Source organism: Pseudomonas sp. GW822-FHT02D10 (assembly GCF_058802345.1).
Window position 1 is genome coordinate 279,231 of the sequence record NZ_JBXAOB010000007.1, and the last position, 13,900, is coordinate 293,130.

Genomic DNA, 13,900 nt, shown 5'->3' on the forward strand with positions numbered 1-13,900 from the left:
AGAAACTTCGTTTGCCAGCGATGCCTGCGCCGAACAGAATCGGCCTACTCCACTGTCACTGCGCCGGGATTCGTGTTTATGAGCAACCACAACGTCATCAGCCCAGACCTGATCCGCCAACGCTTCTCGCGGGCGATGTCAGACATGTACCGCGAAGAAGTGCCGTTGTACGGCGCCTTGATGGAACTGGTGGCGCAGACCAACGCCCAAGTGCTCGACAGCGATCCTGCGATTGCCCGGCAATTACGCAGTACCGGCGAAATCGAGCGCCTGGACCTGGAACGCCACGGTGCGATCCGCGTCGGCACCGCGCAAGAACTGGCGACCCTTTGCCGCTTGTTTGCGGTGATGGGCATGCAACCGGTCGGCTATTACGACCTGACGCCGGCCGGGGTGCCAGTGCATTCCACAGCGTTCCGCGCCGTGCATGAAGCGTCGTTGCAGGTCAGCCCGTTCCGGGTCTTCACCTCGCTGCTGCGCCTGGAGCTGATCGAAAATCCCCAGTTGCGCACCTTTGCCGAATCGGTGTTGGCCAAGCGTTCGATTTTCACCGCGCAGGCACTGGCGCTGATCGAGCAGTCTGAACAACACGGCGGACTCAACGAGCAGCAAGCCGAGGATTTCGTCGAACAGGCACTGGAAACTTTCCGCTGGCACCACCGCGCCACCGTCACCGCCGCGCAGTACCAGCAACTCAGCGCCCAGCATCGGTTGATCGCCGACGTGGTCGCCTTCAAAGGCCCGCACATCAACCACCTGACACCGCGCACGCTCGACATCGACATCGTGCAGGCCAAAATGCCCGAACACGGCATCACCCCGAAAGCGGTGATCGAAGGTCCACCGCGCCGCCAGTGCCCGATCCTGCTGCGCCAGACCAGTTTCAAAGCGCTGGATGAACCCATCGCCTTCACCGATCAGCAGCAGGCTCACGGCAGCCACAGCGCCCGCTTCGGTGAAATCGAACAACGCGGCGCCGCGCTGACGCCTGAAGGTCGCGCGCTCTACGACCGCCTGCTCAACGCCGCCCGCGATGAACTCAAAGACTTCCCCAACGAAGCCAACGCGGCGCGCTACAACAGCCTGATGGAGGAGCATTTCAAGGCCTTCCCGGACAGCTACAACGAGATGCGCGAACAAGGCCTGGCCTACTTTCGCTACTTCGTCACCGAAAAAGGCCTGGCCGCCGATAGCGACGAGATGGGGGCTGCGTCGTTGCAAGGCTTGCTCGACGCCGAGTACATCCGCGCCGTGCCACTGGTGTACGAAGACTTTCTGCCGGTCAGCGCGGCGGGGATCTTCCAGTCGAACCTCGGCGACACCGCACAAGCCCACTACGCGGGGCACTCAAACCAGCACGCGTTTGAAAAAGCCCTGGGACGGTCGACTATCGATGAACTGGCGCTGTACGCCGATACACAGCGGCGCTCGATTGAAGAATGCTGCGCCGCGCTTAATCTGCCGCCGCTGAGCTGATAAGTGGCACGGGTGTTGGCCATCCCGCTGCGTGACGGTTGTGATCGGCCGACGACTGCAAGTGCGGGTGTCGGCGCCGTGATGAAAATGGGCGACCCTGGGTTTAATGACGATCAGCCAAGGAAATGCATTCTGTAAAACGAAGCAAGTCCACTGTGGGAACGAGCTTGCTCGCGATAGCGGTTTTACAGTCAGCACACATGTTTACTGTCACACCGCTATCGCGAGCAAGCTCGCTCCCACATTAGATCTCTGCTGTTTCAAACTGTGCGTTCACTTGATTGACCGTTATCAAACCCTGGGGTCACCCATTTTTTCTGCGTTGCAACGACCCTCCCCTCACTTCGCCCCACTGACAATGATCTTCCCGATCATCTGCGGGTGCAGCGTGCAGTAGTATTCGTAGGTCCCCGGCGTATTGAACTGATAGGAAAACTGGTCGTTGGTGTCGAGCGCCGGCGAATGGAACACCTTGTGGTTTTTTTCCATCACCGTATGGACCGTTTGATCGTCGTTGACCCAGGTCACAGTGGTGCCCACCGCTATCGTCACTTCCTTGGGACCAAACATGAATTCCTTGATGTCGATTTTGGTCCCTTCCGCCCACGCCGGTATCGAAACCATCAGGCAACCCAAGGCCAGTACACGCAGTAAATGCTTCATCTCAGCGTCGTCCCTAAATGAGTGTCGAATCGATCAGTGCCAATGGGTGATCGCCCTGCGTCGCCTTGACCTCGGTAATCCCCAGGTAGTTGCGCAGTTGATCGGCAGCCACGGTCATCGGTCCCGGTGCTGGCCCGACACCGGGTGCGGGTTGCGGGTAAGCCGTGCCGCGTGCGGTGTGGAAGGTGATGTTGCCCTCGACCTTCTGGATAACCTGGTGAATGTGGCCATTGAGCACTGTCACCGAACCGTATTTGCGCAGCATCGCGATGGCCTGATCGCCGTCTTCGGTGCCCCAGCCCCACGGCTGATAGATCGTCCACAACGGAATATGGGTGAACACCACAACCGGTGTGCTGGTGCTCACTGCCTTTAAATCATCCTGCAGCCAGGCCAGTTGCTCGGCACCGAGGGTGGCTTCGTGGCCGGCCTGGAAGTTGAAGACGTTGACCAGCGCGATGAAATGCACGCCATGATCGTCGAAGCTGTACCAGCCGTTGCCTTTGGTGCCTTTGCCATAGCGCTCGAGGTAGAGCTTGCCGCCGCCCTCATCAAGGGTGTCGTGCTCGCCCGGAATGTAGTGCACGGTTGAAGGCAGGCCTTTGAGCAAATGCGCAGCGGCGTCGAACTCCTCCGGTTTCGAGAGGTGGGTGATGTCGCCCGTGTGGAGAATCAACGAAGGCCGTTTCGGCAGCGCGATAACTTTGTCGATGGCCACCTGCAAGGTCTTCAGCGGTTCGGGATTGGCTTCCTTGTTGAAACCGATGTGCGAGTCGCTGATTTGCACGAATTGGAACGTGCTGGCCAGCGCTGCTGGATCCTTCACCTGGCCATCTTCGCCCAGGGCAAAGGCTCGTGGAATACCGCCGCTCAGCGCCCAGATAACGCCGGCACCGGCCCACGCCGAGCATTTGAGCAGGTTTCTGCGGTCGGGGTCCAAGGGGCCGTCTGTACGCTTTTCATGTGTTGTCGAACGAATGTTCATGGGAACGCCCTCGTAGCGGTCTACATTGATGAACTGACAGGATGTACAACCGAGCCGGTCGGGGATTTATTCCAGGCAAAAATTATTTTTTATTTCGGGAATAAAACGCAGCGCATCCGGGTTATAGGGGGCAAAGGCTGGAGCCACTATGAAGCGATTTGAGGAGCTGTTTGCGCCACATATGGATGCGGCTTATAACCTCGCACGCTGGCTCACCGGCAGTGACAGCGCGGCGCATGATGTGGTGCAGGAAAGTGCGCTCAAGGCGTTCAGGTTTCTGCATCGTTTCGCGGACGGCAACGCCAGGGCCTGGTTCCTGACGATCGTACGCAACGAGAGTTACAACTGGCTCAAGGGCTCGACCGGTCATCGTTGGGTCGCCATCGGCGATGAGATTTCACAGGACGATCTTGCCTTGAGCCACAGCCAGACGCCGGAACGGCTCGCCATGCAGGCGGAAGACGCCGCCCATGTTCAGCAGGCTCTGCGCGCCCTGCCCCCGGTCTTCCGTGAAATGATCATCCTCAAGGAGTTGGAAGACATGCCCTACAAGGACATCGCGAAGGTGGTCGACATACCTATAGGAACCGTCATGTCGAGACTGGCCCGGGCTCGCGTCATGCTCAAGCTGGAACTACTGAAGTTGCAAGGCCATGAATGAGATCAACTGCACGCTCTGCCACGAACTGATTCATGGCTACCTGGACCATGAGCTGGACGCTGCAACCACCGCGAACGTTGCCGAGCACCTGTCGCAATGCACCGACTGCCAACGCGTGCATGACGAAGTGCAACGGTTGATCGCCAGCGTCAAGACCTATGCGCCTTATTACGCGGCGCCCGACGCACTGATTCAAGAGGTCTTCGCCAATCCCCAGTCACCGACTTCTCCCTGGCGAGCCCTGAGAGACGCCGCACAAAAGTGGCTGGCACCGGCGTTTTCCGCGGTCGCGCTGGCCATGGCACTGGTGTTGTATGTGGCCACGCCTTCGCCTGAGCAACCCTGGCTGGACGAAGCGGTGTCCAGCCATGTGCGTTCGTTGATGGCCGAGCATTTGAACGATGTTGCGTCCTCCGACCGGCACACGGTGAAACCATGGTTTACCGGCAAGCTGGACTTTTCGCCGCCGGTGTTCGACTTCTCGGCACAGGGTTTTCCGTTGCTCGGCGGGCGACTGGATTACCTGCAACACCAGACCACCGCTGCGCTGACTTATGGGCGGGCGAAACACATCATCAACGTGTTCATTCTGCCGACGACAGAAACCGATAAACCCGGGCTAAGTCAGTCCATCCGCGGCTACAACGTGGTCGCCTGGCAACACAAGCACATGCGTTTTATCGTGATATCCGATCTGGAAAAAACCGAGCTGGAAGTCTTCAGCCAGTTGCTTGAACAGGGTGCTTTTTAACAGAGGGGCGTAACGTGAAGGCCATCGGCCCGATGGGACGCGCTATGAAATGTTGCTTATCGCGCCTGGAGGAAGGTGTTCGCCCAGTGTATTGGCCTGGCAATCCATGCACCGGTAAAGAGCCCCGACACTGAGCGAACGGGGAGATTTTAATGCAATGCAGACAATCTGTCCGTTCAAAAATTCTGAATAAATCTGCACATCCTGTTTCAGTGAAATGATTTCAAACGAAAAAAAACGAACCAGTTCGGTCAGATTACGCCCCTGAAAGGAACGCAAAGACGCAGATCAGGGTTTCACCCGAAATTTTGCGGCTTACCGCTCAGTACCCGGTCATTTCCAGATACCCGTTGCCAGCATGGCTGCCGCTCAACTGCACCGGCCCCTCCCAGTAGGGAATGCGCAAATCCATCCAGGCCTTGGGGTTCAATGCGCTGCTGGTGATGTCCAGGCCTTTGCCCGGCACTTTGATCGACCAGCGCGTCGGCAAACGCCGTCCGGCCACCTCGGAAGATGCCAACGGCGTGAGGCTGATCTCGTCACGGGACAGTTGTTGGGCGCTGCCGTCCGGGTTGATCCAGGTGCCGGTCAGGTAGGCCGCCCCGGTCTTCTGTCGGACCCGAAACAGCATCAACTGCGCGCCACTGTCCAGATGCAGGGAAAACCAGTCCCACCCCGTTTGTTCGGCCGTCAGCGGCTGGCTGCTCCATTCACGGTCGAGCCAGGCCGGGCCGCTGACCTGATACGTCGTGCCGTCGATTGCCAGGCTACCGCTGGCCTGGAAGAACGGCTGGCTGTAGTAATACGACGCCTGGCCCCGTTCGGACTTTTGACTAAAGCCCTGCTCGCCTTGCAGCACCAATGGCCGACTGGCGTTCAGCCGCAGTCGATAGTTGAAGCCTTTGTCGCTCGCCTGCAATTGCATCTCTGCCAGCGGGTTCGCGGTGTCGGCTTGAGTGCTCAGCCGCCAATCATCGATCCACGCGGCAAACGGCACATTCTGAACCCCGGCCTGACCGACGCCACCGCGGGCATAACGTTCAGCGGCGTGATGAACGTTCGCCGAAGTCACCGCCGCGTGGCCGAGCCAGATCACCTGACTGGCCCAGCCGGGCTGCTCGGGCCCGGCCTTCAGAGCATTGCGGAACAGCGTCCACTGCACGCCGAATGCCCGGCCTTGCGGGTCCTTGAGGTTGGCGGTGAGGTACCACCATTCGACGCGATAACCATCATGGGCGCCGTGATCGGCCGGAAAGCTGAATACCCGGCCCGGCGTCACCTGCTTGAACGCCGCCGCTGTGCTGCCCAACCCCGCGAAACCCTCGTTGTGTTTCGATGAGTCATCGCAACCCGCCAATGTCAGCAACAGCAAGGCCAGCAACAGCACGTCGACCGCCCGGTTAATCCTCATGGGCATAGCTCCTCAGCAGATCCGCCGGTTGCGTGCGATAGAGCTTGAACAGCGGCCAGGCCGACGCCAGTAAGGTGGCAAACATTGCCAGCCCCATCAATTCCACAAGTTGCAGCGGGAACACCCGTAACGGCAGGCGCCAGCCAAACGCCTGAACGTTGATCACCGTGTCCAGGCACCAGGCCAGCGCCAGCCCCAAGGGCAACGCCATCACCAGCGTGAGCAGTGCCAGCAACCAGGTCTGCCCGAGGTTGAGCACCATCAATTGTCGGCGCGTCACGCCCAGCGCCCACAATGGTGCCAGTTGCCCGAGACGGCTCTGACTCTGGGTCAGCAAACTGATGAACAGCGCCACACCGGCCACGCCGAGGGTCAGGCTGTTGAGCGCCGCCGTGGCCGCGAAAGTGCGCTCGAAGACCTGCGTCGACCAGCCCTTGAGCCGGGCCTGATCATTGATGCGGCTGTCATCCAGGGCAAAGCGCAATTGCAGCGCCGTCAGCAGCGCCGGGATCTGCGCCGGATCGACGCGCACGTTGAAGCGACTCGGCGTCAGTTGCGGCCAGTAACGCAGCAGGTGTTCGGCGTTGACCAACAAGTGCCCCTTGGGGTTGCCGTAGTCGGCGTAGATCCCGATCAGCTGCGGTGACCATGTGCCTTGAGGCGTGGGGATGTTCAGATAGTCACCGAGCCGCAGCTTGAGTCGACGGGCCAGTTGTTCGCTGAGCATCAGCGTGTCGTACGCCGCCAACTGATCCCAAGGGCGCTCGCCCAGCGCTTCGAGCAACGGCCAATGTTCGCGATAGGTCGGATGATCGATCACCCCGTAAAGGTCCGCCGGCCAGCCCTGCAACGACACCGCGACCTGCCAGCTCGGCAACACCGCGCTGAGTTTTTGTTGCGCCAGCCACTGTTGCAGCGCGCTGGCTTGCGCCGGGTTCTGTGGATTGAGGTAAAGCTCGGCGGTCAGCCGTTGCTCCAGCCAGTCACTGAAGGTCTGGCGAAAACCAGCGGTCATGCTGCCGGCACCGATGTTGGCCGCCAGCGCCAACAGCAGCGCCATCAGGGCCAGACTCAGGGCGGGCAACTGCTGACGGCAGTCGGCGAGAAACCATTGCCCCAGCACCGACCGGCTGCGTCGCACTACCAGGTTCAATGCAGCGTTGAGCAGTACCGGCAAACTCAGCGCGGCACCGAGCAACAATGCCGCCATCAGCACAAAACCGCTGGCCAGACTGTCACCCCATAGCAACGCAATCAGACCGATCGCAGCAGCGACTGCCGCCACCCAACCCTGACGCCGCAGCCAACGCGCGTGAGCCTGATGCCAGGCTTGCGGGTTGGCCAGTGCCAGCAGCGGCAGTCGGGCTGCCCGCAGCAAACTATTGGCACCGGCCAGCAAAGCACCGAGCAGACTCAAGCCTATACCGCTGAGCCACCACAGCGGGCTGAGGCTCAACTGCCCCGCCACTTCCGCGCCGTACAACCCGCGCAAACTGGCGGCAACGTCCGGCAACAGCAGACTGGCCAGCAGATAACCACTGGCCACCCCGACCATCCCGCCGAGCAGTGCCAAACCGCCCAACTCCATGCTCAGACAGAGGATCAGCATCCGCGCGCTGACCCCGCAGGCGCGCAAGGTTCTGAACAGCCCACGGCGTTGCTCCAGCGCCAAACCGATGGCGGCGTGGACGATGAACAATCCGACCACAAACGACAGAAAGCCCAGCGCATCGAGGTTCAGGTGGAAGCTCTCGGTAAGCCGCGCCAGATTGTTTTCCTCGCCGCTGCGCTTGAGTTGCAACTGACCGGTTAACTCGGCGGGTAGCTTGGGCTCGGTGGCGGCAAAATCCTTGGGCAACAACAGGCGCGACAACTGGTCCGGTAAACCCAGCACCTGCTGGGCAAAGCCGATGTCCACCAGCAGCACACCGGGGGCCATGTCGACCTGGCTGTGCAAGGGCGGCAAGGTTTGCCCGTTCAGGCTTTGCGGTTGGTCGCCCTCGCGCAAACCGAGCGCCTGCAAGGTTGGCGGAGCAATCCAGGTACGGCCCGGCGGGCTGACAAATTCAACCTTCTGCGCCAGTTCCAAACGTTGCCCGGCCAGCGCCGAGCCGGTCGGCAACGACAACGGCTCGATACCCATCAGCTGTAAGCGCAGGTCTTCATGGCCCTTGAGCTGGATTCGCACCTGCAACAGCGGCGATACCGGCCAACCGGCCCGACGCAAGTTGACGAACAACGCCTGAGAGAAGGTCGCGCCATTCGGCGCACTCAGGCTGGCCTGAGGTTCGCCGCCAATCAGTTGACTGGCCCGAGCGTAACTTTCTCGCGCCTGACTGTTCAGCGCCTGCACCCCGGTCAGCAAACCGGTGGCCAGCCAGAGCCCGGTCAGCACGCTGAAAAACTGCACTGGGTGCTGGTGCCAATGGCTGAGCAGCGCTCGCAAGGTTTCGCGCAAAATGCTCATCTCAACGTTGGCCTGCGTCGACCAGGCGTCCGCCGTGCAACACCACTTTTTCTGCCAGTCGTGCCGCGACCCGTTGGCTGTGCGTGACCATCAACAGGCTGGTGGGGCTGTCAACGAGCAGTTCCAGCAGTAAATCGAGCACCTCATCGCTGGTGTGTTCATCAAGACTGCCGGTCGGCTCGTCTGCCAACAGCAAGCGCGGACGCGACGCCAGCGCCCGACCGAGGGCAACCCGTTGCTGTTGGCCACCGGACAGCTGCTCCGGGTAACGCCGGAGCAGATCCCCGAGCCCCAGCCGCTCCACCAGTTGCGCCTGCCATCGCAGGTCATGGCGCCCGGCCAGGCGTGCCTGAAACGCCAGATTGTCCTCGACCCGCAGGCTGCCGATCAGGTTGTACTGCTGGAACACCAGGCCGATTTCAGTGCGCCGCCAATTCGCCAACTGCCCTTCGTTCATCTGCTCCAGGCGCTGATCGCCCATGCGGATGCTGCCGCGATCGACCTTGTCCAGCCCGGCAATCAAGTGCAGCAAGGTGCTCTTGCCACTGCCCGACTCGCCCATCAGCGCCAGGCTGCTGCCTTGCGTCAGGTGCAAGTCGACACCTTGCAACACCGCCAACGGGCCTTGCGGGGTGGCGTAGCTCTTGAACACGCCGTGCACCTGAAGCATGGGAGTACTCGATCAGCAAACCTAAGGCCAAGGATAGCGGACTACACCCCCTTCACCGTCGGCATCTGCCAGCGCTGTTCGATCACCTGCTGCGTCGGGTCGGAAAATGTCTGACCCATAGCGCCAGACAAATCCCACAAGCCGATTTTCAGCCCGTGCTCCATGCCTCATCGCCAGCAAATTCGGCCTGAGGTTTTGTCTGTCAGGTGCAGGCTCCAAAAAGTCAGTCTTGTTCCCACACTTTTTTAAGCCGCGACTGGCAGCGTCACCCTTCCCGCAACGCGCACTTTCCCAGCCTGAAGGCCCACATAGAAAGGGAGCACTGGGATGGGACAAGAGTTCGATGGCTACCATTGCGCGACCTGCCGTGACTGGGCCCTGGAAAAGCTCGCCAGACAAACGGCCGAACGCAACCGGAAAACGGCTGAACGCAACCGAGAACAAGCACGGGATTCGGAACAGGCTCAACGCCGACACGACGAGATGCTGGCGCGGCAGCGAGCACAGGAAGAGCAGTACAACGACGCCTGGGAAGCGAAAGAGGCCCGCGAAGAAGCTGCACGCATCAAGATCACCCTGCGCATCGGGGTGTTTTTCGATGGCACCGGCAACAACCCGTTCAATGTCGATAGGGGGCAACGCTGCGGCGCCCATTACCCGGCGTCGTCAGAGGATATGGACAGCGACTGCAAACCGTATATGAAGGACCCAAACAGCAGTTATGGGAGTGATGTGACGAATGTTAAGCGGTTGCATGACCTGTACAGTGAGACTAGAAGTGTCAGTGACATCCAGATGCAAAAACTGGCTTTCGAAAAGGTTTACGTCGAAGGCATTGGCACAACGGCGGGCGAGCAAGACAGCCTGCTGGGCTCGGCATTTGGCCGGGGTGAAACCGGTATCGAAGCCCGAGTGTTTCAAGCATTTACTTTCATAAAACAACGCTTAGGGCAATTCCATCAGAAGTACCCCCATATCCAGATTCAGGCTCTGATCTTCGATGTCTTCGGTTTCAGCCGCGGCGCCGCCGCAGCCCGGCATTTCGCCTGCCTGTGCATGGCCAGAACCGGCAGCCCGCTGCGCGAAACCCTGTCCCTCCCCGACCGGTTGTTCGCCCAGAGCTTCAGCAAGGTATTTGGTGAAGGGGTCAACACCGGATTTATCGGCCTGTTCGACACCGTCGCCTCCGTCGGCGGCCTGAGCAATCTGGGTTATGTGTGCAGCCCGGCGGCCCCCGGGGTCAAGTTGCACCTGCTGCCGAAGTTCTTCCCTAATGTGTTGCAACTGGTAGCCCGGGATGAGTACCGCGCCAACTTCGCGCTGAATCGTGTCGGCCCGGATCACCCGGAAGTCAGCCTGCCGGGAGCCCACGCGGATATCGGCGGCGGCTACCTCGATGAAGCCGAGGAACGCCTGATGCTCAGCCCCCTGCAGGCCCTGGACGTGCCCCTGACCACCGATGTCAAAAACACCTCAATCTACCTCAGCGCCGAGCAGGAGCGGGTGAAATGGCACGCCAGGGGCTGGCCGCCGGACATGCTGGTGCTGCTCACACCGGAACCGAAGATACTGCCACCCGACCCGCAGGACCGTATGGCGCCGAAACACAAACGGGTCTTTGTCGGCTTGCAACTCCAGCGTAAGGTCAGTGCCGGGCTGGCTCGGGTTTACGTGCGGGTGATGTATGAGGCAGCCAAAAAGCATGGGGCTGAGTTTGACGACATTCAGGAGAATCCCGAACTGGCTCCACCGGCCGATCTTCAGGCACTGTGCGAGCGGTTTGTTGCCGGCGACTACAGCCTTACGCCGGCCGAGGAACAGTTGCTGAAGTTACGCTATATCCACCTGTCCGCGCACTGGACCCCGACCTTTCTCTCGGGGCCGCGCACCAGCAAAGTCGGGCTGGTTTATGTCAACGTCCCGGCGGCAAATGCCGTCCGGGTGCAACACTCTCATGTACCGGAATGGACGCTGTAGGCATGAAAATCCTGATTGCACTATTGGTGCTGTTATCGATAAGCGCCTGCCAGACCATCGACCCACTCTCAGCTAAAAAAGACTACAAGGCACCTTGGTGGTACATCGGTTTCACTGAGCCCAACTTCATGACCGTTTGGGTAGAAACCACTGCGGTACAAGACATACAAGGTCGCCTGTTTCGAGATGTCGCGGCCGGCACCGCAGCTCGAATGCTCGGGGAGCATTTCGACTCGGATATCGCTCGCGGCTGGGATGGGGTCGGAAGCTCCAGCATGCCAGTAATCGGTGCCGACCTGCCGAAACGGATCTACGTACGCTGGCAATCGATTGTCGAGCGCAAGACCTACGCGGGCTGGATCGATATCTCCGAATCCACCCGCGACATCATGCGCAACTCGACGGCCCAACGGTGCCATGAAACACCCCAATACACGGCGAATCCCAGCGCGGGCATGAATCTGGGACTGGCTCCGGGTGGCATCATTCAGGTCTGGGTCTGGGACGACTGTTTCCGCGCCCACAAAGTCGACCGAGGGCAAGTCGGCATTGAGCCGCTAGGCCCAAATCAGGGCAAATACAACGGTTACTACAGAAAGATCAAAGAATCCTCCAAACGCTACATCGAACGTTTCGGCATTCCCTACGGCAGTTGGTGATGAAGCGCCACGCACCAGCACAGCCGAGCGGCGCTATGTCAACGTCCCGACGGCGGATGCCGTACGGGTGCAACACCCTCATGTACCGGAATGGATGCTGTAGCCATGAAAACCCTGATTGCATTGTTGACGTTATTGTCGATAAGCGCCTGCCAGCCCGTCGACCCGCTATCGGCCAAAAATGATTTTAAAACACGCTGGTGGTACATCGGTTTTACCGAACCTGCTCACATGACGGTATGGGTTGAAACCTCCACAGTCGAGGATATCAAAGGACGCTTGATTTACGATGTTGCCGCCGGTGCAGCTGCCAGTAGCAACTACGAGGACGGAACGGAAAATGCGCGGGGCTGGGTGGGCATCGGTGGTGAAGGCATGCCAGTCACGGGTGCCGACTTGCCGAAACGCCTCTTTGTGCGTTGGCAATCGATTGTGGAGCGCAAGACCTACGCGGGCTGGATCGATATCTCCGAATCCACATGCGACATCATGCGCAACTCGACGGCCCAGCGTTGCTATAAAACACCAGAGTATTCCGCCAACTCTGCTGCTTCCCTCAACGTGGGGTTGGCACCTGGAGGGATAATCCAGGTATGGACCCGCGACGACTGTTTCCGCGCCCACAAAGTCGACCGAGGGCAAGTCGGCATTGAGCCGCTAGGCCCAAATCAAGGCAAGTACAACGGTTACTACAGAAAGATCAAAGACTCCTCCAAACGCTACATCGAACGCTTCGGCATTCCCTACTGCGTAATTGCATGGACTTGACCACCCATTAGCATTGCCACTGACCAGTCAATTGCATTCGTGCTGACCAACCGTTTGTATTCGACTTGACCAGCACACGCGGTAGTGAGCACCGGCAGAGAACGGCCAATTCCGGACCTTGGTGCTTTCGCTTCAAAGAAGACGTTCGCACCCACTCAAGCAATACAAGGCGTTGCTCAAAGGCGGTCTAGCCGCAAAGCTCAGATAATTCCGTCCGGAATGGATGCATGAAATTATTGACGTTTCCGAAAATCATATTGCTTAGTTTCGAATACATGAAAAGTATGAGATTACGCAACCGACCGGCTTTGTACTCAATTAAGTGAATGGAGCCAACTCTAATCTGAGCTTCGCGGCTGCAACCGCCTCTCACCGAGCGTGAGTGCCGACCCGATGCGATTCGGAACCGGCAACTGCTCGCAATGACCGAGTTAAGTCGGACTTCTGTGTCGTTTGCTCAGGTATTCGTCAAGCTTTACAGCGCTGGTTTGTCACTGCGCGCCTTGAGATTGGCTTTGAGCTGCTCGCTCATCGGCATGTTCAGATTCATTCCTTTTGGAGGAATCGGTGATTGAAACCACTTGGTGTATAGCCTTGCGAATTCGCCCGACTCCATGAGACGGGTTATGGTGCCATCGACCAATTGCTTGAATTCAGGATCATCTTTGCGAAGCATGCAGCCGTAGGGTTCGACTTGCAGCGCATCACCCACGACTTCGAGCGAATCGGGATTTTTGGAGTTCGCCATGAGGCCAAACAGCAGGATATCGTCCATGGCAAACGCAACGGCACGATCATTTTCAACCAGCGCCAAGGAGTCGTCATAGTCTTTGCCCGAGACGACCTGTACGTCTAGATTGTTGTCGGCACTGTATTGGCGGAGGACCTTCTCGTTCGTGCTGCCGACGGTGCTGGCGACAGTCTTCTTTGCGAGATCGGTGTAGTTCTTTATGCCGGAGGTCTTCTTAGTCAATAGGCGCGTGCCGGTGTAGAAATGGCTAATTGCGAAAGCCACGTCCTTGCCACGCGCAGCGTTGTTGGTGGTGGATCCGCACTCCAGATCGTAAGTGCCATTGACCAGCAACGGAATGCGGGTTTGCGAAGACACAGGAATGTAAGCCACTTCTAAGTTCGGCTTCTTGAGCTTCCTGCGCACATCATCAACGATGGCATCGGTTAAATCGACTGAGAAACCCACGGCTTCGGTAGGACCGATCAAGTAGCTGAAAGGTACCGATGCCTCCCGGTAAGACACGGTGATTTTGTTGCTATCGGCAATTTTTTCGAGTGTCTGCGAGTTGGCGGGAGATGCAATGGCAGACAAACCTGCGGCGAGGATTGTCGTTGCTACGAAATATGAGGTTTTCATGAGACACCCTTTTAAAGTATGAAAAAGGCAAAAACATCTCAAA

The 13,900-nt window shown here is 59.0% G+C and carries 13 protein-coding genes; 6 read left to right on the forward strand and 7 right to left on the reverse strand.

Features of this window, described 5'->3' with window-relative positions; all coding sequences use genetic code 11:
- Positions 1-78: 78 nt before the first annotated feature.
- Positions 79-1,476, forward strand: a complete 1,398-nt coding sequence (gene hglS, locus AC1RPZ_RS14515; RefSeq protein WP_493137722.1) for a 2-oxoadipate dioxygenase/decarboxylase HglS — start codon at positions 79-81, stop codon at positions 1,474-1,476.
- Between the two features lie 339 nt (positions 1,477-1,815).
- On the opposite strand, the gene AC1RPZ_RS14520 is transcribed toward hglS, so the two are convergent.
- Together AC1RPZ_RS14520 and AC1RPZ_RS14525 are read right to left on the reverse strand one after the other, a co-directional pair.
- Positions 1,816-2,139 (reverse strand): cupredoxin domain-containing protein, encoded by a 324-nt coding sequence (locus tag AC1RPZ_RS14520; RefSeq protein WP_493137723.1) that lies wholly within the window; start codon positions 2,137-2,139, stop codon positions 1,816-1,818.
- Between the two features lie 13 nt (positions 2,140-2,152).
- Positions 2,153-3,124 carry a metallophosphoesterase family protein gene (locus tag AC1RPZ_RS14525; RefSeq protein ID WP_493137724.1) on the reverse strand — a complete coding sequence of 324 codons (972 nt, stop codon included), beginning with the start codon at positions 3,122-3,124 and terminating at the stop codon, positions 2,153-2,155.
- A gap of 148 nt (positions 3,125-3,272) precedes the next feature.
- Here AC1RPZ_RS14525 and AC1RPZ_RS14530 point away from each other — a divergent pair, with 148 nt between their 5' ends.
- Complete coding sequence (locus tag AC1RPZ_RS14530; RefSeq protein WP_493137725.1) at positions 3,273-3,785, forward strand: sigma-70 family RNA polymerase sigma factor; 513 nt, start codon at positions 3,273-3,275, stop codon at positions 3,783-3,785.
- Positions 3,778-4,536, forward strand: coding sequence for an anti-sigma factor family protein (locus AC1RPZ_RS14535; RefSeq protein ID WP_493137726.1), 759 nt, complete (start codon positions 3,778-3,780; stop codon positions 4,534-4,536). The genes AC1RPZ_RS14530 and AC1RPZ_RS14535 overlap by 8 nt, the downstream gene beginning before the upstream one ends.
- A gap of 322 nt (positions 4,537-4,858) precedes the next feature.
- Here the strand turns inward: AC1RPZ_RS14535 and AC1RPZ_RS14540 are convergent, their stop codons facing one another.
- From AC1RPZ_RS14540 to AC1RPZ_RS14555, 4 genes are read right to left on the reverse strand one after another with little or no spacing between them, the layout of a single operon-like run.
- Positions 4,859-5,947, reverse strand: a complete 1,089-nt coding sequence (locus AC1RPZ_RS14540) for a lipocalin-like domain-containing protein (RefSeq protein ID WP_493137727.1) — start codon at positions 5,945-5,947, stop codon at positions 4,859-4,861.
- On the reverse strand, positions 5,937-8,414 hold the full coding sequence (locus AC1RPZ_RS14545; protein WP_493137728.1) for an ABC transporter permease: 2,478 nt from the start codon (positions 8,412-8,414) through the stop codon (positions 5,937-5,939). The genes AC1RPZ_RS14540 and AC1RPZ_RS14545 overlap by 11 nt, the downstream gene beginning before the upstream one ends.
- A gap of 1 nt (position 8,415) precedes the next feature.
- A complete protein-coding gene (locus tag AC1RPZ_RS14550) occupies positions 8,416-9,084 on the reverse strand; it encodes an ABC transporter ATP-binding protein (RefSeq protein ID WP_493137729.1) in 669 nt (222 codons plus the stop codon).
- A gap of 41 nt (positions 9,085-9,125) precedes the next feature.
- Complete coding sequence (locus AC1RPZ_RS14555) at positions 9,126-9,248, reverse strand: hypothetical protein (RefSeq protein WP_493137730.1); 123 nt, start codon at positions 9,246-9,248, stop codon at positions 9,126-9,128.
- A 163-nt stretch (positions 9,249-9,411) separates the two neighbouring features.
- On the opposite strand from AC1RPZ_RS14555, the gene AC1RPZ_RS14560 reads away from it, so the two are divergent.
- The 3 genes from AC1RPZ_RS14560 to AC1RPZ_RS14570 all read left to right on the forward strand — a co-directional run bounded on the left by AC1RPZ_RS14560 (position 9,412) and on the right by AC1RPZ_RS14570 (position 12,488).
- Positions 9,412-11,061, forward strand: a complete 1,650-nt coding sequence (locus AC1RPZ_RS14560; RefSeq protein WP_493137731.1) for a phospholipase effector Tle1 domain-containing protein — start codon at positions 9,412-9,414, stop codon at positions 11,059-11,061.
- A 2-nt stretch (positions 11,062-11,063) separates the two neighbouring features.
- On the forward strand, positions 11,064-11,720 hold the full coding sequence (locus tag AC1RPZ_RS14565) for a DUF2931 family protein (protein WP_493137732.1): 657 nt from the start codon (positions 11,064-11,066) through the stop codon (positions 11,718-11,720).
- A gap of 105 nt (positions 11,721-11,825) precedes the next feature.
- Positions 11,826-12,488 (forward strand): DUF2931 family protein, encoded by a 663-nt coding sequence (locus AC1RPZ_RS14570; RefSeq protein WP_493137733.1) that lies wholly within the window; start codon positions 11,826-11,828, stop codon positions 12,486-12,488.
- A 475-nt stretch (positions 12,489-12,963) separates the two neighbouring features.
- On the opposite strand, the gene AC1RPZ_RS14575 is transcribed toward AC1RPZ_RS14570, so the two are convergent.
- Positions 12,964-13,857 carry a transporter substrate-binding domain-containing protein gene (locus AC1RPZ_RS14575; protein ID WP_493137734.1) on the reverse strand — a complete coding sequence of 298 codons (894 nt, stop codon included), beginning with the start codon at positions 13,855-13,857 and terminating at the stop codon, positions 12,964-12,966.
- Between the last annotated feature and the right edge of the window lie 43 nt (positions 13,858-13,900).

Bases quoted from the DNA above. Each gene is read 5' to 3' on its own strand.
- AC1RPZ_RS14530 (WP_493137725.1), top strand. From the start codon at position 3,273: ATGAAGCGATTTGAGGAGCTGTTTGCGCCACATATGGATGCGGCTTAT.
- AC1RPZ_RS14540 (WP_493137727.1), bottom strand. From the start codon at position 5,947: ATGAGGATTAACCGGGCGGTCGACGTGCTGTTGCTGGCCTTGCTGTTG.
- AC1RPZ_RS14520 (WP_493137723.1), bottom strand. From the start codon at position 2,139: ATGAAGCATTTACTGCGTGTACTGGCCTTGGGTTGCCTGATGGTTTCG.
- AC1RPZ_RS14550 (WP_493137729.1), bottom strand. From the start codon at position 9,084: ATGCTTCAGGTGCACGGCGTGTTCAAGAGCTACGCCACCCCGCAAGGC.
- AC1RPZ_RS14570 (WP_493137733.1), top strand. From the start codon at position 11,826: ATGAAAACCCTGATTGCATTGTTGACGTTATTGTCGATAAGCGCCTGC.
- AC1RPZ_RS14535 (WP_493137726.1), top strand. From the start codon at position 3,778: ATGAATGAGATCAACTGCACGCTCTGCCACGAACTGATTCATGGCTAC.
- hglS (WP_493137722.1), top strand. From the start codon at position 79: ATGAGCAACCACAACGTCATCAGCCCAGACCTGATCCGCCAACGCTTC.
- AC1RPZ_RS14560 (WP_493137731.1), top strand. From the start codon at position 9,412: ATGGGACAAGAGTTCGATGGCTACCATTGCGCGACCTGCCGTGACTGG.
- AC1RPZ_RS14555 (WP_493137730.1), bottom strand. From the start codon at position 9,248: ATGGAGCACGGGCTGAAAATCGGCTTGTGGGATTTGTCTGGCGCTATG.
- AC1RPZ_RS14525 (WP_493137724.1), bottom strand. From the start codon at position 3,124: ATGAACATTCGTTCGACAACACATGAAAAGCGTACAGACGGCCCCTTG.
- AC1RPZ_RS14575 (WP_493137734.1), bottom strand. From the start codon at position 13,857: ATGAAAACCTCATATTTCGTAGCAACGACAATCCTCGCCGCAGGTTTG.
- AC1RPZ_RS14565 (WP_493137732.1), top strand. From the start codon at position 11,064: ATGAAAATCCTGATTGCACTATTGGTGCTGTTATCGATAAGCGCCTGC.
- AC1RPZ_RS14545 (WP_493137728.1), bottom strand. From the start codon at position 8,414: ATGAGCATTTTGCGCGAAACCTTGCGAGCGCTGCTCAGCCATTGGCAC.